Consider the following 20,905-nt stretch of genomic DNA (forward strand, 5'->3'; position numbering starts at 1 on the left):
AGCATCCATCCCGAGGAGAAGTGCCATGAAGGTCAGCGACATCCTGCGCGTCAAGGGCAACGCCCTGTACACCGTCACACCCGAGGACAGCCTGGCCGATGCCATCAAGCTCATGGACGAGAAGGACATCGGATCGCTGGTCGTGATGTCCAACGGACTGGTCGTCGGGATGCTCACCTTCCGCGAGGTCATCAAGACGCTGGTCAAGAACGGCGGCCAGCTGGGCGGCACCACCGTCTACCGCGCCATGGACCCCGGCCCGCTGACCTGCACCATGGCCACCGAGATGGACGAGGTCCGCCGCATGATGCTCGACCGCCACGCCCGCTACATGCCGGTGATCGAGAACCGAATGCTCATGGGCGTGATCAGCTTCTACGACGTGGCCAAGGCCGTGGTGGACGCGCAGAATTTCGAGAACAAGATGCTCAAGGCCTACATCCGCGACTGGCCGGAGGAAGAGTCCGAAGGCAAGAGCGAGCCGAACTTCCCCTGATCAGGCTCTTTTCATGCAAAACGCCCCGCTGGTCGGGGCGTTTGTGTTTGCGGGCCAGGTTCAGCCTTGGGCGGCGTGAATATGTTCCCGCACCCTTGGGTAGATCTGCTGGTTCCACTTGCGGCCGCTGAACACGCCGTAGTGGCCCACGCCGGTCTGGATGTGGTGGGTCTTGAGGTAGGGCCGGATGTTGGGGCAGAGGTCCTGCGCGGCCACGGTCTGGCCGACCGAGCAGATGTCGTCGCGCTCGCCTTCCACGGTCATCAGCGCGGTGCGGCGGATGGCGGCCGGGTTCACGGTGCGGCCCCGGTACTGCAGCGCGCCCACCGCTAGGTCGTAGGTCTGGAACACTTTCTCCACCGTCTCCAGGTAGAACTCGGCCGGCAGGTCGTTGACCGCCAGGTACTCGTCGTAGAAGGTCTGGATCGTGCGCGCTTCTTCGGTGCGGCCTTCGACCAGGTGCTCGTAGAGGTGGCGGAACGACTGCTGGTGGCGCTCCAGGTTCATGCTCATGAAGGCCGAGAGCTGCACGAAGCCCGGGTAGACGCGGCGCATCACGCCCTTGTGCGGCAGCGGCACGTGGCTGATCAGGTTCTTCTCGAACCATTCGATGGGTTTGCTGGTGGCCAGGCGGTTGACCTCGGTCGGGTTGACGCGGCAGTCCACCGGTCCGGCCATGAGCGTGAGGCTGCGAGGCGTCGCTGGGTGGTCGTCCTCGGCCATCACGGCGGTGGCGGCCAGGGCCGCCACGCAGGGCTGGCACACAGCGACCACGTGAGCCCCTTCGCCCACCGCTTCGGTGAAACGGATCATGTAGGTGATGTAGTCGTCTAGACCGAAGGCTCCGTGGCGCAGCGACACGTCGCGCGCGTTGTGCCAGTCGGTGATCCAGACCTCGTGGTCCTGCAGCAGGGTGCGCGCCGTCTCGCGCAGCAGGGTGGCGAAGTGGCCCGACAGCGGCGCGACCAGCAACACCTTGGGCTGTTCGGGCAGCGTGGGGTCGTCCCTGCGGAACCGCAGCAGGCTGCCGAAGGGCAGCTTGAGCATGTTTTCCTCGATCACGGGCACGCTGCGTTCGCCGATCTGCACGGTGTCGATGCCGTAGGCAGGCCGGGTGTGGGTCAGGCGCAGGCGGGAGATCACGTCGCACGCGGCGGACACCTGCCGCAGCAGGCTGCGCTCCGTCCGCTGCAGCCAGAGGGTGGCGCTCAGGTGCTGGGCCATCAGGCGCAGCGGGGAACCCAGATCGGTCTGGAGCTGATAGGCCTGGTAGAGCATGGTGGTTCCTTGTGGGATGGGTTCCCAAAGGCAATTCCCGGGCCAGACCGGATTGCACCGCGCCGGTGCGCCCTGGGCACCTGCCCATGGCACAGGGCTTGCGAGACCGCGGTGCACAGAGGAGTTCGACATGGCCAAAGCGGTACTCACGATCAGCAGCAAGAACTACGGCGCCTGGGCCTTGCGCGGCTGGCTCATGTGCAGGCTGGCGAAGCTCGATTTCGACGAGCACGTGATCCCGCCCGACGACCCGGCGATGAAGGCCGAGATGCTGCTGCTGTCGGCGTCCATGCGCGTGCCCTCACTGGACCACGACGGTATCCACGTCTGGGACACGCTGGCCATCGGCGAGTACCTCCACGAAATCAAGCCCAAGGCAGGCCTGCTGCCGGCCGACCGCAAGGCGCGCGCGCACTGCCGCGCGATCTGCGGCGAGATGCACTCGGGCTTCTCGGCTCTGCGCAGCTCGCTGCCCATGAACATCAAGGCCCACTTTCCGGGCTTCAAGGTCTGGTCGCGGGCGCAGGCCGATATCGACCGCATCGAGGCGATCTGGAACGAGTGCCTGGACACCTACGGCGGCCCCTACCTGTTCGGCGACAAGCCCTGCATCGCCGACGCCATGTTCGCGCCGGTGGTGACGCGCTTCATCACCTACGACGTGGCCATCGACCTGCCCTGCGTCGCCTACTGCGAAACCATCATGGCCTTGCCGGCGATGCAGGAGTGGGTGAAGGCCGCCGAGGAAGAACCCGACGAGATCGACGAACTGGATGCCGAGTTCTGATCAGGGTTCGGTCCAGGTTGCTGGTTCCGGGATGTCGCAGACCGGGTCCACGTCCACCGTCTTGAAGTCGGCCGGGGAGACGATCTCCAGGTACTCCATGTCGGGCGAGTAGTCGAACAGGTAGTGGCGGATGCCCGGGCGCTGGTGCACCACGTCGCCGGCCTCGACCAGGGTCACCTGGTCCTCGTACATGAACTTGGCCCAGCCCTTGGTCATGATGACGATCTGGAAGTCGGCCTCGTGGCGGTGCCAGCCGGTGCCGCCGCTGCTCTCCGGCGGCAGGTTGGCCTTCACCAGGTGCGCGATCACCTTGCCGTGCGTCGCCTGGGCCACGCCGAGGTCGCGGTAGAGAAAGAAGTCGCGCAGGCCGCCGCCCTGGAACTGGGTGTCCGTGGGTTTGACGTGCGAGAAGAGGGTGCCTGTCTTGTCCAGCATGGTGCGCTCCTTTCGGTTTTGGGGCAGCCTGGGGCCGCGGGGTGGGGGTGTTGGCTGCGATGCACGAAGCGCGCCAAAGCCCGGCGGGCCCTCGGGGATAATCCCCACCCATGAGCGGCAACACTTTCGGCACCCTGTTTTGCGTCACCAACTTCGGTGAATCCCACGGCCCGGCCATCGGCTGCGTGATCGACGGCTGCCCGCCGGGCATGTCGCTGACCGAAGCCGACATCCAGCACGACCTGGACCGCCGCCGTCCCGGCACCAGCAAGTTCGTGACCCAGCGCAACGAGCCCGACGCCGTCGAAATCCTCAGCGGTGTGTACGAGGGCCAGACCACCGGCACGCCGATTGCGCTGCTGATCCGCAACACCGATCAGCGCAGCAAGGACTACGGCAACATCCTGCAGACCTTCCGCCCCGGCCACGCCGACTACGCCTACTGGCAGAAATACGGCGTGCGCGACCCGCGCGGCGGTGGTCGCAGCTCGGCCCGCCTGACGGCGCCCACGGTGGCGGCCGGCGCGGTGGCCAGGAAGTGGCTCAAGGAAAAGTTCGGCACCACCTTCCATGCCTGCATGACCCAGATCGGCGAAGTGCAGATCGGCTTCGAGAGCTGGGACCATGTGCCGAATAACCCGTTCTTCGCCCCGGTGGCCGATGTGTCGGCGCTGGAGGACTACATGAACGCGCTGCGCAAGAGCGGCGATTCCTGCGGCGCCCGCTTGCGCGTGGTCGCGAAGAACATGCCAGTGGGCCTGGGCCAGCCGCTGTACGACAAGCTGGATGCCGACATCGCCTACGCCATGATGGGCCTGAATGCGGTCAAGGGCGTGGAGATCGGCGCCGGTTTTGCCTCGGTGGCCGACAAGGGCTCCACTCACGGCGACTCGCTGACCCCGCAAGGCTTTGTCGGCAACAGGGCCGGCGGCGTGCTCGGCGGCATCAGCACCGGGCAGGACCTGGATGTGTCCATCGCCATCAAGCCCACCAGCTCCATCCTGGTGCCGCGCGATTCCATCGACGTGGCCGGCCAGCCGACCGAGGTCATCACCAAGGGGCGCCACGACCCCTGCGTCGGCATCCGCGCCGCGCCCATCATGGAAGCGCTGCTGGCCCTGGTGGTGATGGACCACGCGCTGCGCCACCGCGCGCAGTGTGGCGACGTGCACGTGGACACACCGGACATTGCCGCGGCCGGACGTGCCTGAGCAAAGAAGACAGCTGCTGCCCTTCGCTGCCCTGTCCGCGAGCTACTTCGCGCACATCGGCTTCTTCAACCCCTACCTGCCGCTCTGGCTGAAGGACCTGGGGTTCGGGCTGCTGGCCATCAGCGTGCTGACCTCGGTGCAGTCGGCCACGCGCCTGTTCGCGCCCTACGCCTGGGGCACGCTGTCGGATCGCACGGGTGAGCGCGTCAAGCTGCTGCGCTACGGCGCCACCGCGGCGCTCATCTTCTCGCTGGCGCTGTGGTTCCAGCTCGGGCCGGTGGCCCTGTTCGTAGTGCTGCTGCTGATGTTCACCCACACCAGCGCCATGATGCCCATGAGCGAGGCAGCGCTGGCCCACCTGGTCAGCCAGGGCGGGGCGTTCGACGCCAGGCGCTATGGCCGCGTGCGGCTCTGGGGCTCCCTGGGTTTTCTGCTCACGGTCATGGTCGCAGGCTGGTGGTTCGAGCACTTCGGTCTGAACCACTTCCCGGCCTGGACACTGCTGACCCTGGTGGCGGTGGTGGCCAGCGTCTGGTGGCTGCCCGACCACAAGGAGGCAGCGCACCACGAGGACGACCACCCCGCCATCTGGCCGCTGCTCAGGCAACCCGCGGTGCGCTGGTTCTTCGCGTCGGTGTTCTTCCACATCCTGGCGCACATCGCCATCTACGTCTTTTTCTCGCTCTACCTCGACAGCCTGGGCTACAGCAAGACGGTGATCGGTCTGCTCTGGGCGGTGTCGGTGCTGATCGAGATCGGCTGGTTCTTCACCCAGGGGCGCTGGCTGCCGAAGCTGTCGCTCACCGGCTGGCTGGTGCTGGCCTCGGCGCTGATGGCGCTGCGCATGGGGATGACCGCCGGGCTGCCGCAGGCCTGGCCGCTGCTGCTGGCCGCACAGGCGCTGCACGCCATCACCTTCGCGGCCCACCACACGGTCTGCATCGCGCTGATTTCGCACCACTTTCCCGGCCGGTTGCGCGGGCGGGGCCAGGCGCTGTACACCGTGATCGGCTACGGCCTGCCGGGTGTGATCGGCGGGCTGGGCGGCGGCGTGCTGTCGTCGGCGCTCGGGCTAGCCAGCGTGTTCTGGCTGGCGGGTGCGCTGGCCGGGGTGGCCACGCTGTGCGCCTGGCGCCTGCGGACGCTGGAGCGGCCGCCACGGTGATGGCGCTCAGTGGTCGAGCACCAGCCGTGCGCCGCGGCATCGCGAGACGCAGGGCATGATGAGCCGGCCCCCTGCGCGCTCCTCGGGAGAGAGGTAGCTGTCGCGGTGGTCGGGTTCGCCCTCGATCACTTGGCTCAGGCAGGCGCCACAGACCCCCATCTCGCAGGAGCAGGGCAGGTCGATTCCGTGCTGCCGCGCCGCTTCCAGGATGCTCTGCGTGGGCGTCACCGTGAACCGCTGGCCGCTGCGCGCCAACTCGACCGTGAAAGTGTCTGCGTTTCCCTGTGCCAACGCCGGCGCGGCCGAGAACTGTTCGCTGCGCCGCCATTCGGTGGGCACCCCGGCTGCGTCCAAGGCCGCGTCCACAGCGGCCATGAAGGGCGCCGGGCCGCAGTGGTAGAAGCAGGTGGCGTCGCGCCCGGCGTGTTCGCCGACGATTCGACGGAGGGTCTGTGCGGTCGCTTCGCCGTCGAGTCCGAAATGCCATTGCGCATGACCGTCCAGACGGTCGGCGAAGGTGGCGTGCGCCGGGCTGCGGGCAAACACATGCAGGGTTGCGGCGGGGCCACCGCCTGCGCCATGGAACATGGCGTACAGCGGCGTCAGCCCGATGCCTGCGGCCAGCAGCACATGGTGCCTTGCTTCAGGATGCAGCTCGAACAGGTGGCGGGGAGCCTCTACGCGTACTGTTTGGCCGACCTGAAGCGCATGGACGGCACGCGAGCCGCCACGCGACACGGGTTCGAGCTTGACAGCGATGCGGTAGCAGCCGGTTTCCCCAGGGTGGTTGCACAACGAGTAGGCGCGGCGCAGGCCTGGCCCCAGGTGCAGTTCCACATGGGCACCGGGGCGCCATGGGGGAAGCGGCGCGCCATCGGCCATCACCAGTTGCAGCGAGCGCACGTCAGCCGATTCGAGGCGGATACCGCGCACGGTCATGTCCATCACGCCACTCCCGCTGCGGTCTTGAGCGCCTGCACGGCGGCTCGCGCCTGGGCACCGAGTTCGGCCATGTCCAGGCCGGGAATGGCGCCGTCGCGAACGCGTTCCTGGCCGCCGACGTACAGGCGCCGCAGATGGGCCTGCCCACCCGACGCCACGGGTGCGATACCCACGTCGTGCAGGCCGAAGTGGCGCGGATTGCGCGAAAGGTCATAGACGGCGATGTCCGCCGCCTGACCGGTGGCCAGTGTGCCAATGCGGGGCAGACCGAGCACGGCGGCGCCACCGGCGGTGGCCCAGCGCACCACGTCGTCCACGGAGGCCGCATCCGCGCCGGCCTCGCCCTGGCCGCCTCGGCAACGTGCGACGGCGGCCTCGCCGCCTTTGGCGCGCTGCATCAGCCAGGCCGCATGGGTCTCGCTGATCATGTCCGCCGCCTCGTTGGAGGCCGCGCCGTCCACCCCGATGGACACCGGCACACCGGCCGCCTCCAGTGCCTGCAAAGGGGCGATGCCGCTGCCCAGTCGGCCATTGCTTTGCGGGCAGTGCGCAATGCCGGTGCGGGTCGCGCCCAGCAGTGCGATCTCTTCGGCGTCGAGCTTGACGAGGTGGGCGAACCACACGTCCTCGCCCACCCAGTCGACGCTCTCGCAGAACCGCACCGGGCTGGTGGCGTGCTGTGCGAACACACTGTCCTGGTAGCCCACTGTTTCAGACAGGTGCGAATGCAGTCGCAGCCCAAGGCGCCGGGCCAGTGCGGCACATTCGCGCAGCTCTCCAGGGCGCATGGAAAAGGGGGGTGTGGTGGGCGCCACCACCACACGGCGCATCGCGTCGGGCGCTGCATCGTGGTAGCGCGCGGCCAGCCGCTCGATATCGGCCAGGTAGCTGTCCAGCGTTTCGGGGCGCAGCGCCTGTGGCAGATCGGCTTCGAGCTGGCGGGTGATGGTGGCGCCGCCGCGGCACAGAACCATGCGCAGGCCCAGCCGCTCGGCTTCTTCGAACAGGATGGCCGACGTGTCGAAGGGCATGCCCGGGTGGTACAGATAGTTGTGGTCGGCCACGGTGGCGCACCCAGAGAGTGCCAGCTCCACCAGGCCGATGCGTGCGGCCAGACGGAAGTGGTGCTCGTCGAATCCGCTGCGGAAGCGGTAGGGTGTGGCGGCCAGCCAGGGTGTGAGCGTGGCGTTGAGTCCCTGCGGCTCGCCTTTGAGCAGCGACTGGAAAAGGTGGTGGTGCGTGTTGACCCAGGCCGGGTAGATCACGCAACCGCGGGCGTCGACCACATGTTCTCCGGGCAGGGGGTCCAGGGCGCCCAGGGCGGCAATGCGGCCGTCCTCCATGCGCAGGTCCGGCCCCGCGTGCCGAGCTGCGGCACCCGGCAGTCCGGTGAGGATGGCGTCGGCACCCTGGATCAGCACGCTCTGGGCGGTGGCGGGTTCGCTCATGCGGCCTCGCTTTCGTGCCAGTGCGCCAGCGACCGGCGTGCCAGCCAGGCCATGGAGGTGAACAGCAGCACCCCGGTCAGCGAGATCAACACCAGGGCCGCGAACAGGCGCGGAATGTTGAGCTGGAACCCGGCCTGCATGATTTCATAGGCCAGCCCTGCGCCGGTGCCACCCGTGCCTGCCACGAACTCCGCCACCACTGCACCGATGAGTGCCAGGCCACTGGAGATGCGCAGTCCGCCGAAGAAGTAGGGCAGCGCGCTCGGGATGCGCAGCCGCACCAGCGTCTGCCAGCGAGAGGCGCCGTTGAGCCGGAACAGGTTGAGCAGGCCTGGGTTGACGCTGCGCAGCCCCAGCACGGTGTTGGAGATGATCGGGAACAGCGCCACCAGCGTGGCGCACAGCACCAGCGCGGCGGTGGAGTTCTTGACCCAGATGATGATCAGCGGCGCGATGGCCACCACCGGCGTCACCTGCAGCAGGATGGCATAGGGGAACAGGCTGGTTTCGATGACGCGGCTCTGCACGAACAGGAAAGCCGCGCACACGCCCAGCAGCACGGCGACGGCAAAGGCCAGGAACGTGATCTTGAGCGTGGTACCTAGGGCGCGCAGCAGGTCCGGGCCATCGCTCCAGAGGGCGCCGGCCACGTCGGTGGGTTTGGGCACCAGGTAGACGGGCACCTCCCAGGCGGTGCACAGCAGCTGCCACAGGCTGAGCAGGAGCAGACCCACCAGGGCGGGCGCGGCGATCTTGACCGCGGTGGGGTTTTGCAAGAGGGGTGTGTGCATGGTGGACATCCTTCAGGTGTGCTGTTCGCCGCTGGCGGCCAGCAGGCGGATCGACAGGTCGCGGCAATAGGCGGCGAAGGGGTTGGACAGGCGGAACTCCTCGTCGCGCACCGGTTCGGCCACGGGCAGGTCAGCCACCATGCGCCCGGGTCGGGCGGCCATCATGACCACGCGGCTGGAGAGGTAGACCGCCTCCGAGATGCTGTGGGTGACGAACACCACCGACAGGGGCTGGCCACTGCCGTTGCGCTGAGCCCAGAGCGCGCGCAGGTCGGCATCCAGCCGCAGGCGGGTGAACTCGTCGAGCGCGCCGAAAGGTTCGTCCATGAGCAGCACGTCGGGCTCGGTCACCAGCGCCCGTGCGATCGACACCCGCATCTGCATGCCGCCAGAGAGCTCGCGCGGGTAGCTCTCACCGAAGCGTGCCAGCCCGACGCTCTCCAGCGCCTTCTGCACGCGTGGGCCGCTGTCGACCGCGGGCACCTTGGCCAGGTCCAGCGGCAGACGCACGTTGGCCTGCACGGTGGCCCAGGGCATGAGCGTGGCCTCCTGGAACACCATGGCGGTCTTCAGGCCGCTCTTGGCCGGGGTGTCGGCACCGGCCCAGCGGATGTGGCCATGCGAGGGCGATTCCAGGCCGGCGAACATCTTGAGCAGGGTGCTCTTGCCGCAGCCCGAGGGGCCCAGCAGTGAAACGAAGTCGCCGCGTTGCACGCGCAGCCGCACCTCGTCCAGCGCATGGGTGCCGTTCGGGTAGGTCTTCTCGACCCGGTTGGCCAGAAGCACGGTGTCGGCATCCGGAGCGTCGACCTCCGGTTCGGCAGGAATGTCGCGGTAGGGCATCAGCATGGTGGTCTCCGGTCTCATGTGCGGAACACTTCGGCTTCGCCGTGCGCGGTCAGCAGCGCCATGAGCTGGCGGCGGATGATCAGGCCGGGTTGGTCCGAGGGCATGTGGAACTCGACCTTGCGTCGCGTGTCGATGCAGGCGTCGGGGTCGGTGGCTTCGAGGATGTCGCGGTCCTCGGCGGTGATGGCGGCGTCCCAGTCGATGAGCGCCTGTGTGGAGCAGCTCTCTTCGCTGTCGTTGCGGTAGAGCCACTGCACCAGCATGATCCTGCCGTCGTCGATGGGTGTGGCGCAGTTGTAGATGATGTGGTCGACGCCGCTGGCCGGGTAGCTGCAGCCAAAACGCCTGCAGAACGGCAGGTAGTAGCGGTTGACCAGGTGCCGGTCAGTGACCGGCTCGGTCGTGCCGGTCACGCGGTGGCTGCTCTCGGGGTTGCGGATGGGCACCGTGGTGATGGCCTCGAAGCCGTAGTCGGTCTCTCGGAACTCGTAGGGCGCCGGCCTGGGTTGCTCCAGCAGTCCGAAGTTGGCCTTGTGCACGAAGGAGAAGTGCGAGTTGTCGAACGAGTTCTCCATCACCCGCACAGGGCTCGTCTGCCACTCCTGGTAGAACTGGAAGATGCGTCGGTAGCCCGGCTGGCCGTCTTCGGGGAAGTCGGGGATGCCGGCCAGCGGCTCTTCCAGGGCGACCCAGACGTAGCCGTACTTTTCGACGCAGCGGAAGGACGGCACCTTGGCGCCGGGCGGGATCTTCTCGCTGGTGAGCTGTGGAATCTTCACGCAGGCGCCGCTGCAGTCGTACTGCCAGCCGTGGTAGCCGCAGGTGATGTGCCCCGCCTCGTTCACCCAGCCCTCCGAGAGCCTGGCGGTGCGGTGGCAGCAGCGGTCGCGCAGCGCAGCCGGCGTACCGTCCGATTGCTTCCAGACCACCAGGTCTTCGCCCAGCAGGGTGAACGGCTTGGGGCCGTCGTCGAGGTGCGTGATGGGCATCAGCGCGTACCAGAAGCGGCGCAGAACAGGTTGCTTCGTGACCAGCATTCAGGCCTCCTGGGTGTGGCGGGCCGGTGCGGCCACGATGGGTGGCAGCGCGCTGCGGAAGACCTCCTGCTCACCGTGCTCGGCCAGCAGGGCCAGGATCTGCTTGCGGATGATCAGGCCCGGCTTGTCCGAAGGCATGTGGAATTCCTCCTTGCGCCGTGTGTCCATGCACACGTCGTGGTCGGTAGCTTCCAGGATGTCCTTGTCCTCCCGCGTGACCCGGGTGTCCCAGTCGATCAGCTTTTGCGTGCTGCAGTCCTGCTCGGTGTCGTTGCGGTACAGCCACTGCACCAGCACCATGCGCTCGTCGTCGATGGGCGTGGCGCAGTTGTAGACCATGTGGTCGATGCCGGAGTCGTAGCTCACTCCCATGCGGCGGCAGAACGGCAGGTAGTAGCGGTTGACCATGTGGCGCGTGACGCGCGCTTCCGTGGATCCGGTGACGTCGTGTGCCTGCGGCGGGTTGAGGATGCTCACCGATTGCCGGGCCTCGAATCCGTAGTCGGTCTCCTCGATGTCGTAGGTCGAAGGCAGCGGGTTGTCGAGGTCGCCGAAGGTGCCTTTGTGCACGAAGCTGAAGTGGGAGTTGTCGAAGCTGTTCTCCATCAGACGCATCGGGGTGCTGCGCCAGGTCTCGTAGAGCTGGAAGATGCGGCGATAGCCAGGCTGGCCGTCTTCGGGGAAGTCGGGGATGTCGCGCAGCGGGTCGTCCAGGGCGACCCACACATAGCCGTAGCGCGCCTGGCAGTGGTAGGCGGTGATGCGTGCGCCGGCCGGGATCTTGTGTTCTGTGCCCAGCTGCGGAATCTTCACGCAGGCACCGCTGCAGTCGTACTGCCAGCCGTGGTAGCCGCAGACGATGTGGTCTCCCTCGACCCAGCCTTTGCTCAGGCGGGCGGTGCGGTGGCAGCAGCGGTCGCGGGCCGCAGCGGGCGAGCCATCGCTCTTTTTCCAGACCACGATGTGTTCGCCCAGCAGGGTGAAGGGCTTGGGGCCGTCGTCCAGGTCCGTCACTGGAAACAGCGCATACCAGAAGCGGCGCAGGACGGGTTGACGGGTCACGAGCATGGGGTTCTCCTCATTCAGATGCCGGGCTTGTGAGGTGCCCGGCGGGTCCGCCGGCGTGCCAGAACGGTCGCCTTCGCGGACGGGCGCCTGCGACCGGGCGCCGACGGCATTGCAAGCGTTCAGGTCGTGGCGGTCCGGGCCTGCGGCAACTCGCCGTGTGCACGCAGCAGTTCCAGCAGTCGCCGGCGCATGATCACGCCGGGCCGGTCGCTGGGCATGTGCTGCTCCAGGCGCAACGCCACGTCGATCGGAGCCTCCGGGTCGACCGATTCCAGGATCACCTTGTCTTCCGCCACCACCTTGGTGTCCCACTCGTTGAGCAGGGCCGCAGGACACTGTTCTTCGGTGTCGTTTCGGTAGAGCCACTGGATGATCTGGATGCGCTCATCGTCTATGGGCGTGGCGCTGGTGAAGATCGTGTGGTGGATGCCACTGGGGTAGACCAGGCCCAGGCGCCTCAGGAACGGCAGGTGCCACTGGTTGTGGAAGTGGCGCTTGGTGGTCGGCTCTGTGCTGCCCGTGATGCGGTGCGACTCGGGCGGGTTGTTGATCGGTACGATCACCTCGGCTTCGAATCCGTAGTCGGTTTCGCGGATTTCAAAGAACTCGGGCTTGGGCTGTTCGAACTGGCCGAAGGTGCCCTTGTGCACAAAGGCGAAGTGAGCTGTGTCGAACGAGTTCTCCATCAGCCGCAGCGCGCCGGTGCGCCAGGTTTCGTCGAACTGGTGGATGCGGCGGAACGCAGGGTCGTTCTCTTCGGGTGTGTCGATCAGCGGCACCAGCGGTTCGTCCAGCGCCACCCAGGCGTAGCCAAAACGGGCCTGGCAGCGGTAGGCGTTGACACGCGCGCCGGCGGGGATCTTGTGGTCATCTGCCAGCTGAGGAATCTTCACGCAGGCGCCGCTGCAGTCGTAGCGCCAGCCGTGGTAGCCGCAGACGATGTGGTCGCCCTCGACCCAGCCCTTGCTGAGCTGGGCGGTGCGGTGGCAGCAGCGGTCCTGGGCCGCTGCCGGGGTGCCGTCGGCCATCTTCCACAGCACCAGCTTTTCGCCGAGCAGGGTGAATGGCTGTGGTCCTTCGTCCAGCGCCTGCAGCGGCATCACCGCGTACCAGAAGCGCCGCAGGACCGGGTGTTGGGTCACGCGCATGGGTTCTCCTTGCCGGCGCCCTCGCGAGGGCGGCCGGGGTCTGGTGGTGCAGGGGGGATCAGGGCTTGGGCAGGAAGGCCGTGGTGTAGGCCTGCTTCCAGTCCACGTCGGGCTTGAGAATGCCGTGGCCCACCATGAAATCGAAGGTCTTCTTCCAGCGCGCCTCTGTCATCACGCCAGGGCCCATGCGGGCGGCGTCACCCGACTTCATGAAGTTGATTTCGCGCAGGCGCTTCACCGCAAACGCCAGCTTCTCGTCTTCCATCTTCGGGTTGTCCTGCCTGATCAGGGCATTGCCCGGTGCAGGGTCCTTGAGGTAGCTATCCCAGCCCTCGATCGTCGCCTTCACGAAGCGGGCGACCACGTCCGGTTTGTCCTTCGCTGTTTTCTGCAGCGTCACGATGGTGTTGCCATAGGGTGGGTAACCTTCGTCGGCCATGAGGAAGAAGTTCACCTTCTTGCCCGCCTTTTCGGCCTCGAACGGCTCCGACGTGGCGAAGCCCTGGGTGGCGGTGCTGGTGTCGGCGAAGAAAGGCTGAAGGCTGCCGGTGTAAGGCTTGGCATTGGCGTCGGTCAGTCCGAACTTGGCCTTCATCCACGGCCAGTAGGTGTTGTGGGCGCTGGTCGCGATCATGACGCTCTTGCCCTTGAGATCGGCCAGGCTCTTGATGTCCGGGTGGGTCATGATGCCTTGCGGCTCGGACTGGAACAACGCCGCCACTGTCACCATGGGAATGCCCCTCTCGATGCCCGAGAGCACCTGGAAGTCTTTGCCCATGAGGAAGTCGGCCTGGCCGGCAGCCAGCAGCTGCACCGCGTTGACCTGCGGCCCGCCCATCTTGATGGTGACGTCGAGGTTGTGCTTCTTGTAGATGCCGGTCGCTACGGCCTGGTAGTAGCCGCCGTGTTCGGCCTGGGCGAACCAGGAGGTGAGGAAGGTGACTTTGTCCTGAGCCTGGACAGGCAGCGCGAGCAGCCCGGTGGCGACGGCGGCCGCGAGGCGACCAGACAGTGAGGCGAGTAGTGAAGGCATGGCGTTTCTCCTGTGGCGATGAAGGAAACGGGGCATGCGGAAGGCCGTGAGCCGCGCGCGTGAGCGCCAGGACATTGCCACCGCTGCGTCCCCGGAGGACACACAAGCCCGTTGCCGGGCAAGTGCCCGCAAGCAGGCCTGCGGGCAGCGGAGCAATGACCGATTGGCACTGGAGTGCCAACTGACAGCTTCTACTCCAAGCGTTGCTTAGCAATGTGCGTGCCTAGCGCGGTGCGGCGGTCTTTGCCTTGTTCTGGATCAAATGCAGTGCATCGGGTGCAGGCCTGCACCGATGCGGGGAACCGGGTTGGGGGTGCGCTGCACCGATACCATGCAGCGGCGCGCCTAGATCAGGTTGCGCAGCCCGCGCGCCGCTTCCTGCAGCACCGGCAGCACGCGCTTGACGGCGTCCTCGCTGCTTTCCTGGTTGATCGGCATGGTGATGCTGATCGCGCCGTGCACCTCGTTGTTGCGGTCCAGCAGTGGCACGGCGATGCCACGGTGGTTCAGTTCCAGTTGCTGTTCCGACAGCGCCCAGCCCTGGCGCCGGCAGTGCTGGAGTTCGCTGCGCAGTTGGTCCTTGCTGGAGATGGTGAACGAGGTGAATGCGCGCAGTTCGTGCTGCTCCAGCCAGGTGTCCGAGACGCTCTCTCCGGCCGCCGAGAGGATGGCCATGCCGGCGGCCGTCACCTGCGCCGGCACGCGCGAACCGAGCATGTAGCCCGCGTACATGTGGCGCTGCGAGCCGCTGCGCGCGATGTAGACCGCGTCGTCGCCGTCGATCACGCCCAGGTAGGCGATCTCCTGCGTGCCGCCCGCGATGCGCTGCAGGAAGGGCTGCACCAGCCGCGGCAGCCGCGCCGACTCCAGGTAGGCGTGGCCCAGCCGCATGATGCGCGGCGTGAGCCAGAACAGCTTGCCGTCGGTGCCCACATAACCCAGGTGCGCCAGGGTCAGCAGGTAGCGCCGTGCGGCGGTGCGCGTGAGGCCGCAGCGCGCGCCGGCCTGGCTGGCGGTCAGGCGCGGGTGCTGGTCGTCGAAGGCTTCGATGACCGCCAGGCCTTTTTCCAGGCCGGCGATCCAGTCGCGCTTCTCCAGCGGCGGGGCGTTCCAGGTGGGCAGACTGAGTGTCATGAAAACCCTGATATCGTGCGATGAATGAAGTTCGGCGTTCGATTATCGAACCAGAGACGGCCCGCCCCAAGACCCTCCGAAACGCGGGGCGCCTACAGTGGGGGCTGGCACCGAATGCGGCGTGCGGCGTGGCCCCGCCCCAACCCTTATGGAGACCAGAACATGAGTGATCTGCTGCTCAACACCGCAGCCAGCCGAGAGCCTCTGCAGGCCTCGTTCAGTGACGCCGCCAACCCGCTGGGCCTGGACGGCATCGAGTTCATCGAATACGCCACCACCAAACCCCAGGCGCTGGGGCAGGTGCTGGAAATGATGGGTTTCCGCCCGGTGGCGCGCCACCGCTCGCGCGAGATCCTGCTCTACCGGCAGGGCGAGCTGAACATCGTCGTCAATGCCCACCCCAGCGACGCCCAGGGCGCCAGCCACGGCAGCGACGTGCCTTCGATTTCCGCGATGGCGCTGCGCGTGCGCGACGCCCGCGCCGCCTACCACTACGTGATCGAGCGCGGGGCATGGTCGGTGCCCACGCACGCCGAGGTGATGGAGCTGAACATCCCGGCCATCCACGGCGCGGGCGGCAGCCGCATCTACTTCGTGGACCGCTACAAGGAGTTCTCCATTTACGACGTGGACTTCGTGCCGATTCCCACTGTCGACCAGAAGCCCCCCGCCACCGCCGGCATCCACTTCTTTGGCGTCGTGCAGTACATCGGCCCCGAGCGCAGCAACGACTGGATCGCGTTCTACGACGAGCTGTTCGGCACCGAGCTGATCCCCGACGACCAGCGCTTTGGCATCATGCCCAAGGGCACGCTGCTGCGCACCCCGGCGCTGGACCCGTCCAGGCGTTTCATGCTGCAGCTGGTGGAGCCGCCGGTGAACGTGCACGACGCCGACGAGAAGCTGCAGCGCATCGGCCTGGGCGTGCCCGACGTGCTGGCCGCGGTGAAGGCGCTGCGTGCGCTGGGCGTCGAGTTCGTCGAGACCGAGGCGGCGCACACCGAGCAGCGCGGCGCCATCACCAAGACCTACCTGGGCTCGGTGGTGTTCGAACTGGTGCACAGCGAGCGCGCCGGAGGCTGAGCCATGAAGCCTTCCCACGCCGCCATCGTCGAAGCCATCTCCGGCTTCGGCATGGACACCATCACGCTCGCCGGCCCGCTCGAAGCCAAGCTCGCCGCCATGAAGGCCGCGGGCTTCTCGCAGGTCATGCTCAAGGCCAACGACATCAACGGCCACCCCGGTGGCATCGAGGCGGCTGTCGCGGCCGTCAAGGCCAGTGGCCTGCGCGGCACGGGCTTCCAGGTACTGCGCGATTTCGAGGGCCTCTCGGGCCACCTGCACCACTACAAGATCGACATCGCCAAGGCCATGCTGGAGATGTGCGCCGCGCTGGACTGCAAGGTGCTGCTGGCCTGCTCGTCCACCTCGGCACACGCCACGCAGGGCCTCGACCACCTCGCGCGCGACCTGCGCAAGCTCGCCATGCTGGCGCTGCCGCTGGGCATCCGGATCGCCTACGAAGGCCTGTCCTGGGGCCGCACCATCAACGAGTTCACCACCGCCTGGGACGTGGTCTGCCGCGCCGACTGCCCCAACCTCGGCATCGGGCTCGATTCGTTCCACATCTTCGCGGCCAAGACGGCGCTGGACGAGATCGACTACCTCGACCCGAGCAAGATCTTCCTGGTGCAACTCTCCGACTTCATGTGGCAAGAGGCGAAGACCTTCGAAGAGCGCATGGCGACCGCGCGCACCTTCCGCGTCTTCCCCGGCGAAGGCGTGCACAGCGAGCAGATCGTCGACCTCGTGCTGCGGCTGGACAGGCTCGGCTACGCGGGCGACTACAGCTTCGAGGTGTTCAACGACGACTACCAGCAGATGCCGCTGCCGATGGTGGCCGAGCGCGGCAAGCGCGCCGCACTCTGGCTGGCCGAGGACGTGCTGCGCCGCTCGGTGCCACTGCCCAACCAGATGCGGCTGAAGTCGGTGGGGTGAAGCGGCGTTACGGCGCTGAACGTCCGGTGCCGTACGCCAGTCCCGAAGCCACACCGCCAAACAGGTCGCCCTCGATCAGCGCCACGCCGGGGAACGCCGCGCGCAGCGTCTGCTGGAACGGCCGCAGGGCCGAGGAACCGCCGGTGAGGTAGACCGCGTCGAGCTGGTCGTCGCGCAGCCCGGCGCGCTGCACGCACTCGCGCGCGCAGGCGACGGCGCGTTCCAGCAGGGCGTCCAGGTGGTCGTGCAGCGCGGCCGTGCCCAGGGGGGCGGTGAGGGCGGCTTCGACGATGGACAGGTCCACAGTGGTGTCGGCGTCGGCCATCGAGCAGCGGATCTTGGCCTGCTCGACCTCGTGGGCGATGTGGTGGCCGTGGCGCTCGCGCAGCACGCGCATCAGCCGCTCGTGCAGGCGCACATCGCTGTAGTTCACGCGCAGCGCCTGCGCCTGGCTGACCGCCTTGGGCAGATAGAGCCACTGGATCAGGTGCCAGGTGGAAAGGTCGAAGAAGGTGCGGCTGGGCACTTCGCGGCCTTGGGGGCCGAGGTGTCGGTAACCCAGCAGCGGCATCACCTGTTCCAGGCTGAGCCGGTGGTCGAAGTCGGTGCCGCCGATGTGCACGCCGGTGGTGGCCAGCACGTCGTCTGCCCGGTCGGGCCGCGCGATGCGGTCGGGCCCCAGGCGCACGACGGTGAAGTCGGAGGTGCCGCCGCCGATGTCAACGATCAGCACCAACGATTCGCGGTCCAGCCGGCGTTCGTGGTCCAGCGCGGCGGCGATGGGTTCGAGCTGGAAGCGTACCTCGCGGAAACCCGCGGCCTGCGCGGCTTCCAGCAGCGACTGCTGGGCCGCGGCGTCGCGCGCCGGATCGTCGTCCACGAAGTGCACCGGCCGGCCCATGACGACCCGTTCGGGCGCCGTCCCCAGCGAGCGGGTGGCGCGATCGCGCAGCTCGGCCAGGAAGGTGGTCACGATCTCCAGGAAGCTGACCGGGCGGTGGTTGACCTCGGTGCTTTCGTGGATCAGCGGGCTGCCCAGCAGGCTCTTGAGCGAGCGCATCAGCCGGCCTTCGGTGCCGGCCAGGTACTGGGCCACGGCGTCGCGACCGAAGTGGGTGCGGTGGTCTTCGCTGTTGAAGAACACGGCGGTGGGCATGGAGACGGCGTCGCCTTCGAGCGGGATCAGGCGCGACAGGCCGTCGGGGGCAGCCCAGGACATGGCGGAGTTGGAGGTGCCGAAGTCGATGCCGAGGATGCCGTGGGAGTCTGGATGCATATATGGGGCCAACAAGGGGAGCGGCATTCTGCCACCGCGCCGGCTGGCCCGAAACGGAACAGCTTGTCCCCACGCCACCGTAGGACAAGGGTTTGCCCGGCCCAGGGGCCGGGCGGCTGCTCGTTACATTGCAGAACGACCCTGGCGCCTTGATCGCCGGGCGAACCCCACAGGAGACAACCCCCATGTTGAATATCACCGTCAACGGGAAAGCGGCGTCCGTCGACGCCGAACCCGACATGCCCCTGCTCTGGGCGCTGCGCGAAGACCTGCAACTCACCGGCACCAAGTTTGGCTGCGGTATGGCGCTGTGCGGCGCCTGCACCGTGCACCTGGACGGCCAGCCGGTGCGCTCCTGCTCCACCCCGCTGTCGGCCGCCACCGGCAAGAAGGTGGTGACCATCGAGGCCATCGGCAACAGCAAGGCCGGCAAGGCGGTGCAGGCCGCCTGGGTCAAGCACGACGTGCCGCAGTGCGGTTACTGCCAGAGCGGCCAGATCATGAGCGCCACCGCGCTGCTGACCGCCAAGCCCAAGCCCAGCGACAAGGACATCGACGAGGCCATGAGCGGCAACATCTGCCGCTGCGGCACCTACAACCAGATCAAGGCGGCCATCAAGGACGCGGCGGTCGCCCTGCAGGGAGCCTGATCATGAGCACCACCGTTCACAACGATTCCCACGCCTTCGAGACCAGCCGCCGCGGCTTCATGGCCGGTTCCGGCGCCGCGCTGGTCGTCGGTTTCACCCTGCCGGCCATGGGCGGCCGGGCGCTGGCGGCCACCGACACCGCCTTCACGCCCAACGCCTGGCTGCGCATCACGCCCGACAACCGAGTCACCGTGGTCTGCGGCAGCTCCGAGATGGGGCAGGGCGTGCTGACGGCGATCCCACAGCTGATGGCCGAGGAGCTGGACGCCGACTGGGCCAATGTGCGCGTGGAGCAGGCGCCGGTGAGCCAGGCCTTCAACAACCCGGCTTTCGGCATGCAGGCCACCGGAGGTTCGACCACGGTGCGCGGCCACTGGGACGTGATGCGCAACGCCGGCGCCACCGCGCGCGCCATGCTGGTGGCGGCCGCGGCCGAGAAGTGGAAGGTGCCGGCCGGCGAATGCCGCACCGAAGCCGGCCACGTCATCCACGGCAGCAAGAAACTCAGCTACGGCCAGCTCGCCGAGGCGGCGTCGAAGCAGAAGGCGCCCGAAAAGGTGGCGCTGAAGGACCCGAAGGACTTCAAGATCGTCGGCCAGCGCAAGGCACGGCTGGACACGGCGGGCAAGACCAACGGTTCGGCCAAGTTCGGCATTGACGTGAACCTGCCGGGCATGCTGGTGGCCGTGATGGCGCGCGCGCCGCTGCCGGGCGTGAAGGTGGCCAAGGTGGACGACACGGCGGCCAAGGCGGTCAAAGGCGTGAAGCAGGTCATCACGCTGCCGACCGGCGTAGCGGTGCTGGCCACCGGCTACTGGGCGGCGAAGAAGGGCCGCGACGCACTCAAGGTGGACTGGGACTTCGGCGACAAGGCCGGGCTGGACTCGGCCAAGGTCACGGCCATGCTGACCGACGGTGCGGCCAAGGCCGACGCGGTGGCGCGCAAGGAAGGCGACGCCGGCGTGTCGGCGGCCAAGATGGTCGAGGCCACCTACGAGGCGCCCTACCTGGCCCACGCCTGCATGGAGCCGATGAACTGCACCGCCTGGGTCAAGCCCGACGGCGTGGAGGTCTGGGCCGGCACGCAGAGCCAGGGGCCGGTGCAGGGCATCCTCAGCCAGGTGGCCTCGGTCGACCCGGGCAAGGTCAAGGTCAACACCATGATGCTGGGCGGCGGTTTCGGCCGGCGCTTCGCGCCCGACTTCGTGATCGACGCGACCCTGCTGTCCAAGATCAGCGGCGCGCCGGTCAAGCTGGTCTACACCCGCGAGGACGACATGGCCGCGGGCTTCTACCGCCCGGCCTCGGTGGCCAAGTTCACCGGCGGCCTGGACGCGCAGGGCAAGGCCGTGCTGCTCAAGGCCGGCGTGGGCTCGCCGTCGATCATGGCGGCCTCGGGCTTCATGAAGATCCCCGAGAGCGGCGTCGACAGTTTTGCGATGGAGGGCATCAACGACCACCCCTATGGCGTGCCCAACCAGCTCATCAGCTACGGCCGGCGCGAGCCGGGGCCCAGTGTCTGGTTCTGGCGCTCGGTCGGCCATTCGCAGAACAGCTTCTTCATGGAAGGCTTCATCGACGAGATGGCGCACGCCGCGGGCAAGGACCCGTTCGAGTTCCGCCGCGCGCTGATGGACCAGCAGCCGCGCTACAAGCAGGTGCTCGAAGTGGCGGCCGAGAAGGCCGGCTGGGGCAAGCCGCTGCCGGCGGGCGTGTTCCGCGGCATCGCGGTGGTGCAGAGCTTCGGCAGCTACGTGGCCGAGGTGGCCGAGGTCTCGGTGGCGGCCGACGGTACGCCCAAGGTGCACCGCGTGGTGGCGGCCGTGGACTGCGGCATGACGGTGAACCCCACCATCATCGAGCGCCAGGTCGAGGGCGCCATGGTCTACGGGCTGTCGGCCGCGCTGTACGGGAAGATCAGCCTCAAGGACGGCCGGGTCGAACAGGGCAACTTCCACGACTATCCCGTCCTGCGCCACAACGAGATGCCCAAGGTCGAGGTGCACATCGTCAAGAGCACCGAGAAGCCCGGCGGCATCGGCGAACCCGGCACGCCCCCGGTGGCGCCTGCGGTGGCGAACGCGATCTTCGCGGCCACCGGCAAGCGCCTGCGCAGCCTGCCGTTCGACACGGCGCAGCTCAAGAAGGCCTGACAAGCC

20 protein-coding genes are annotated in these 20,905 nt (G+C 67.6%); 8 read left to right on the forward strand and 12 right to left on the reverse strand.

Features of this window, described 5'->3' with window-relative positions:
• The first annotated feature begins 25 nt into the window (after nucleotides 1-25).
• Entirely contained in the window at nucleotides 26-496 is a 471-nt protein-coding gene (locus tag HFL01S_RS03070; protein ID WP_066254475.1) for a CBS domain-containing protein, read from the forward strand.
• Between the two features lie 60 nt (nucleotides 497-556).
• Here HFL01S_RS03070 and HFL01S_RS03075 read toward each other — a convergent pair whose 3' ends face one another.
• Nucleotides 557-1,774: a polyhydroxyalkanoate depolymerase gene (locus HFL01S_RS03075; protein ID WP_066254477.1), complete on the reverse strand. Its 1,218-nt coding sequence runs from the start codon at nucleotides 1,772-1,774 to the stop codon at nucleotides 557-559.
• Between the two features lie 130 nt (nucleotides 1,775-1,904).
• Between HFL01S_RS03075 and HFL01S_RS03080 the strand changes: the two genes are divergently transcribed.
• A complete protein-coding gene (locus tag HFL01S_RS03080; protein ID WP_066254480.1) occupies nucleotides 1,905-2,561 on the forward strand; it encodes a glutathione S-transferase in 657 nt (218 codons plus the stop codon).
• On the opposite strand, the gene HFL01S_RS03085 is transcribed toward HFL01S_RS03080, so the two are convergent.
• The gene (locus HFL01S_RS03085; protein ID WP_066254482.1) at nucleotides 2,562-2,996 is read right to left on the reverse strand and encodes a cupin domain-containing protein; all 435 of its coding nucleotides are present in this window, start codon (nucleotides 2,994-2,996) and stop codon (nucleotides 2,562-2,564) included.
• Between the two features lie 110 nt (nucleotides 2,997-3,106).
• On the opposite strand from HFL01S_RS03085, the gene aroC reads away from it, so the two are divergent.
• A complete protein-coding gene (gene aroC / locus HFL01S_RS03090) occupies nucleotides 3,107-4,207 on the forward strand; it encodes a chorismate synthase (protein ID WP_066254487.1) in 1,101 nt (366 codons plus the stop codon).
• A complete protein-coding gene (locus HFL01S_RS03095) occupies nucleotides 4,200-5,372 on the forward strand; it encodes an MFS transporter (RefSeq protein ID WP_066254677.1) in 1,173 nt (390 codons plus the stop codon). The genes aroC and HFL01S_RS03095 overlap by 8 nt, the downstream gene beginning before the upstream one ends.
• A gap of 6 nt (nucleotides 5,373-5,378) precedes the next feature.
• On the opposite strand, the gene HFL01S_RS03100 is transcribed toward HFL01S_RS03095, so the two are convergent.
• The 9 genes from HFL01S_RS03100 to HFL01S_RS03140 all read right to left on the reverse strand — a co-directional run bounded on the left by HFL01S_RS03100 (nucleotide 5,379) and on the right by HFL01S_RS03140 (nucleotide 14,822).
• Nucleotides 5,379-6,317 (reverse strand): PDR/VanB family oxidoreductase, encoded by a 939-nt coding sequence (locus HFL01S_RS03100; protein WP_066254489.1) that lies wholly within the window; start codon nucleotides 6,315-6,317, stop codon nucleotides 5,379-5,381.
• Nucleotides 6,317-7,762: an amidohydrolase family protein gene (locus HFL01S_RS03105; RefSeq protein ID WP_066254492.1), complete on the reverse strand. Its 1,446-nt coding sequence runs from the start codon at nucleotides 7,760-7,762 to the stop codon at nucleotides 6,317-6,319. The genes HFL01S_RS03100 and HFL01S_RS03105 overlap by 1 nt, the downstream gene beginning before the upstream one ends.
• Nucleotides 7,759-8,553 carry an ABC transporter permease gene (locus HFL01S_RS03110; protein WP_218008590.1) on the reverse strand — a complete coding sequence of 265 codons (795 nt, stop codon included), beginning with the start codon at nucleotides 8,551-8,553 and terminating at the stop codon, nucleotides 7,759-7,761. Before HFL01S_RS03110 ends, HFL01S_RS03105 begins: the two co-directional genes overlap by 4 nt.
• 12 nt (nucleotides 8,554-8,565) lie before the next feature.
• The gene (locus HFL01S_RS03115; RefSeq protein ID WP_066254679.1) at nucleotides 8,566-9,396 is read right to left on the reverse strand and encodes an ABC transporter ATP-binding protein; all 831 of its coding nucleotides are present in this window, start codon (nucleotides 9,394-9,396) and stop codon (nucleotides 8,566-8,568) included.
• 20 nt (nucleotides 9,397-9,416) lie between these two features.
• Nucleotides 9,417-10,439, reverse strand: a complete 1,023-nt coding sequence (locus HFL01S_RS03120; protein ID WP_066254498.1) for an aromatic ring-hydroxylating dioxygenase subunit alpha — start codon at nucleotides 10,437-10,439, stop codon at nucleotides 9,417-9,419.
• Entirely contained in the window at nucleotides 10,440-11,507 is a 1,068-nt protein-coding gene (locus tag HFL01S_RS03125; RefSeq protein WP_066254504.1) for an aromatic ring-hydroxylating dioxygenase subunit alpha, read from the reverse strand. It lies immediately after the preceding gene.
• 119 nt (nucleotides 11,508-11,626) lie between these two features.
• Nucleotides 11,627-12,655, reverse strand: coding sequence for an aromatic ring-hydroxylating dioxygenase subunit alpha (locus HFL01S_RS03130; RefSeq protein WP_066254507.1), 1,029 nt, complete (start codon nucleotides 12,653-12,655; stop codon nucleotides 11,627-11,629).
• Between the two features lie 58 nt (nucleotides 12,656-12,713).
• Nucleotides 12,714-13,688: an ABC transporter substrate-binding protein gene (locus HFL01S_RS03135; RefSeq protein WP_066254509.1), complete on the reverse strand. Its 975-nt coding sequence runs from the start codon at nucleotides 13,686-13,688 to the stop codon at nucleotides 12,714-12,716.
• Between the two features lie 345 nt (nucleotides 13,689-14,033).
• The gene (locus tag HFL01S_RS03140) at nucleotides 14,034-14,822 is read right to left on the reverse strand and encodes an IclR family transcriptional regulator domain-containing protein (protein WP_066254511.1); all 789 of its coding nucleotides are present in this window, start codon (nucleotides 14,820-14,822) and stop codon (nucleotides 14,034-14,036) included.
• 162 nt (nucleotides 14,823-14,984) lie between these two features.
• Here HFL01S_RS03140 and HFL01S_RS03145 point away from each other — a divergent pair, with 162 nt between their 5' ends.
• Together HFL01S_RS03145 and HFL01S_RS03150 are read left to right on the forward strand one after the other, a co-directional pair.
• A complete protein-coding gene (locus tag HFL01S_RS03145) occupies nucleotides 14,985-15,905 on the forward strand; it encodes a 4-hydroxyphenylpyruvate dioxygenase (RefSeq protein WP_066254516.1) in 921 nt (306 codons plus the stop codon).
• A 3-nt stretch (nucleotides 15,906-15,908) separates the two neighbouring features.
• Nucleotides 15,909-16,820 carry a sugar phosphate isomerase/epimerase family protein gene (locus tag HFL01S_RS03150; protein ID WP_066254518.1) on the forward strand — a complete coding sequence of 304 codons (912 nt, stop codon included), beginning with the start codon at nucleotides 15,909-15,911 and terminating at the stop codon, nucleotides 16,818-16,820.
• 7 nt (nucleotides 16,821-16,827) lie between these two features.
• Here the strand turns inward: HFL01S_RS03150 and HFL01S_RS03155 are convergent, their stop codons facing one another.
• The gene (locus HFL01S_RS03155; protein ID WP_066254521.1) at nucleotides 16,828-18,096 is read right to left on the reverse strand and encodes an Hsp70 family protein; all 1,269 of its coding nucleotides are present in this window, start codon (nucleotides 18,094-18,096) and stop codon (nucleotides 16,828-16,830) included.
• Nucleotides 18,097-18,281: 185 nt separating this feature from the next.
• Between HFL01S_RS03155 and HFL01S_RS03160 the strand changes: the two genes are divergently transcribed.
• Both HFL01S_RS03160 and HFL01S_RS03165 read left to right on the forward strand, forming a co-directional pair.
• Nucleotides 18,282-18,746 carry a (2Fe-2S)-binding protein gene (locus HFL01S_RS03160; protein WP_066254525.1) on the forward strand — a complete coding sequence of 155 codons (465 nt, stop codon included), beginning with the start codon at nucleotides 18,282-18,284 and terminating at the stop codon, nucleotides 18,744-18,746.
• A 2-nt stretch (nucleotides 18,747-18,748) separates the two neighbouring features.
• Nucleotides 18,749-20,899, forward strand: coding sequence for a xanthine dehydrogenase family protein molybdopterin-binding subunit (locus HFL01S_RS03165; protein WP_066254527.1), 2,151 nt, complete (start codon nucleotides 18,749-18,751; stop codon nucleotides 20,897-20,899).
• Nucleotides 20,900-20,905 lie beyond the last annotated feature (6 nt).

It is taken from the genome of Hydrogenophaga flava NBRC 102514 (assembly GCF_001571145.1).
Lineage (GTDB): Bacteria > Pseudomonadota > Gammaproteobacteria > Burkholderiales > Burkholderiaceae_C > Hydrogenophaga > Hydrogenophaga flava.

What these genes read in the sequence shown, in the direction of transcription:
- HFL01S_RS03135 (WP_066254509.1), bottom strand. Translation starts at nt 13,688, where the DNA reads ATGCCTTCACTACTCGCCTCACTGTCTGGTCGCCTCGCGGCCGCCGTC.
- HFL01S_RS03110 (WP_218008590.1), bottom strand. Translation starts at nt 8,553, where the DNA reads ATGCACACACCCCTCTTGCAAAACCCCACCGCGGTCAAGATCGCCGCG.
- HFL01S_RS03155 (WP_066254521.1), bottom strand. Translation starts at nt 18,096, where the DNA reads ATGCATCCAGACTCCCACGGCATCCTCGGCATCGACTTCGGCACCTCC.
- HFL01S_RS03070 (WP_066254475.1), top strand. Translation starts at nt 26, where the DNA reads ATGAAGGTCAGCGACATCCTGCGCGTCAAGGGCAACGCCCTGTACACC.
- HFL01S_RS03075 (WP_066254477.1), bottom strand. Translation starts at nt 1,774, where the DNA reads ATGCTCTACCAGGCCTATCAGCTCCAGACCGATCTGGGTTCCCCGCTG.
- HFL01S_RS03100 (WP_066254489.1), bottom strand. Translation starts at nt 6,317, where the DNA reads ATGGACATGACCGTGCGCGGTATCCGCCTCGAATCGGCTGACGTGCGC.
- HFL01S_RS03080 (WP_066254480.1), top strand. Translation starts at nt 1,905, where the DNA reads ATGGCCAAAGCGGTACTCACGATCAGCAGCAAGAACTACGGCGCCTGG.
- HFL01S_RS03120 (WP_066254498.1), bottom strand. Translation starts at nt 10,439, where the DNA reads ATGCTGGTCACGAAGCAACCTGTTCTGCGCCGCTTCTGGTACGCGCTG.
- HFL01S_RS03160 (WP_066254525.1), top strand. Translation starts at nt 18,282, where the DNA reads ATGTTGAATATCACCGTCAACGGGAAAGCGGCGTCCGTCGACGCCGAA.
- HFL01S_RS03165 (WP_066254527.1), top strand. Translation starts at nt 18,749, where the DNA reads ATGAGCACCACCGTTCACAACGATTCCCACGCCTTCGAGACCAGCCGC.
- HFL01S_RS03085 (WP_066254482.1), bottom strand. Translation starts at nt 2,996, where the DNA reads ATGCTGGACAAGACAGGCACCCTCTTCTCGCACGTCAAACCCACGGAC.
- HFL01S_RS03105 (WP_066254492.1), bottom strand. Translation starts at nt 7,762, where the DNA reads ATGAGCGAACCCGCCACCGCCCAGAGCGTGCTGATCCAGGGTGCCGAC.
- aroC (WP_066254487.1), top strand. Translation starts at nt 3,107, where the DNA reads ATGAGCGGCAACACTTTCGGCACCCTGTTTTGCGTCACCAACTTCGGT.
- HFL01S_RS03130 (WP_066254507.1), bottom strand. Translation starts at nt 12,655, where the DNA reads ATGCGCGTGACCCAACACCCGGTCCTGCGGCGCTTCTGGTACGCGGTG.
- HFL01S_RS03115 (WP_066254679.1), bottom strand. Translation starts at nt 9,396, where the DNA reads ATGCCCTACCGCGACATTCCTGCCGAACCGGAGGTCGACGCTCCGGAT.
- HFL01S_RS03125 (WP_066254504.1), bottom strand. Translation starts at nt 11,507, where the DNA reads ATGCTCGTGACCCGTCAACCCGTCCTGCGCCGCTTCTGGTATGCGCTG.
- HFL01S_RS03140 (WP_066254511.1), bottom strand. Translation starts at nt 14,822, where the DNA reads ATGACACTCAGTCTGCCCACCTGGAACGCCCCGCCGCTGGAGAAGCGC.
- HFL01S_RS03150 (WP_066254518.1), top strand. Translation starts at nt 15,909, where the DNA reads ATGAAGCCTTCCCACGCCGCCATCGTCGAAGCCATCTCCGGCTTCGGC.
- HFL01S_RS03145 (WP_066254516.1), top strand. Translation starts at nt 14,985, where the DNA reads ATGAGTGATCTGCTGCTCAACACCGCAGCCAGCCGAGAGCCTCTGCAG.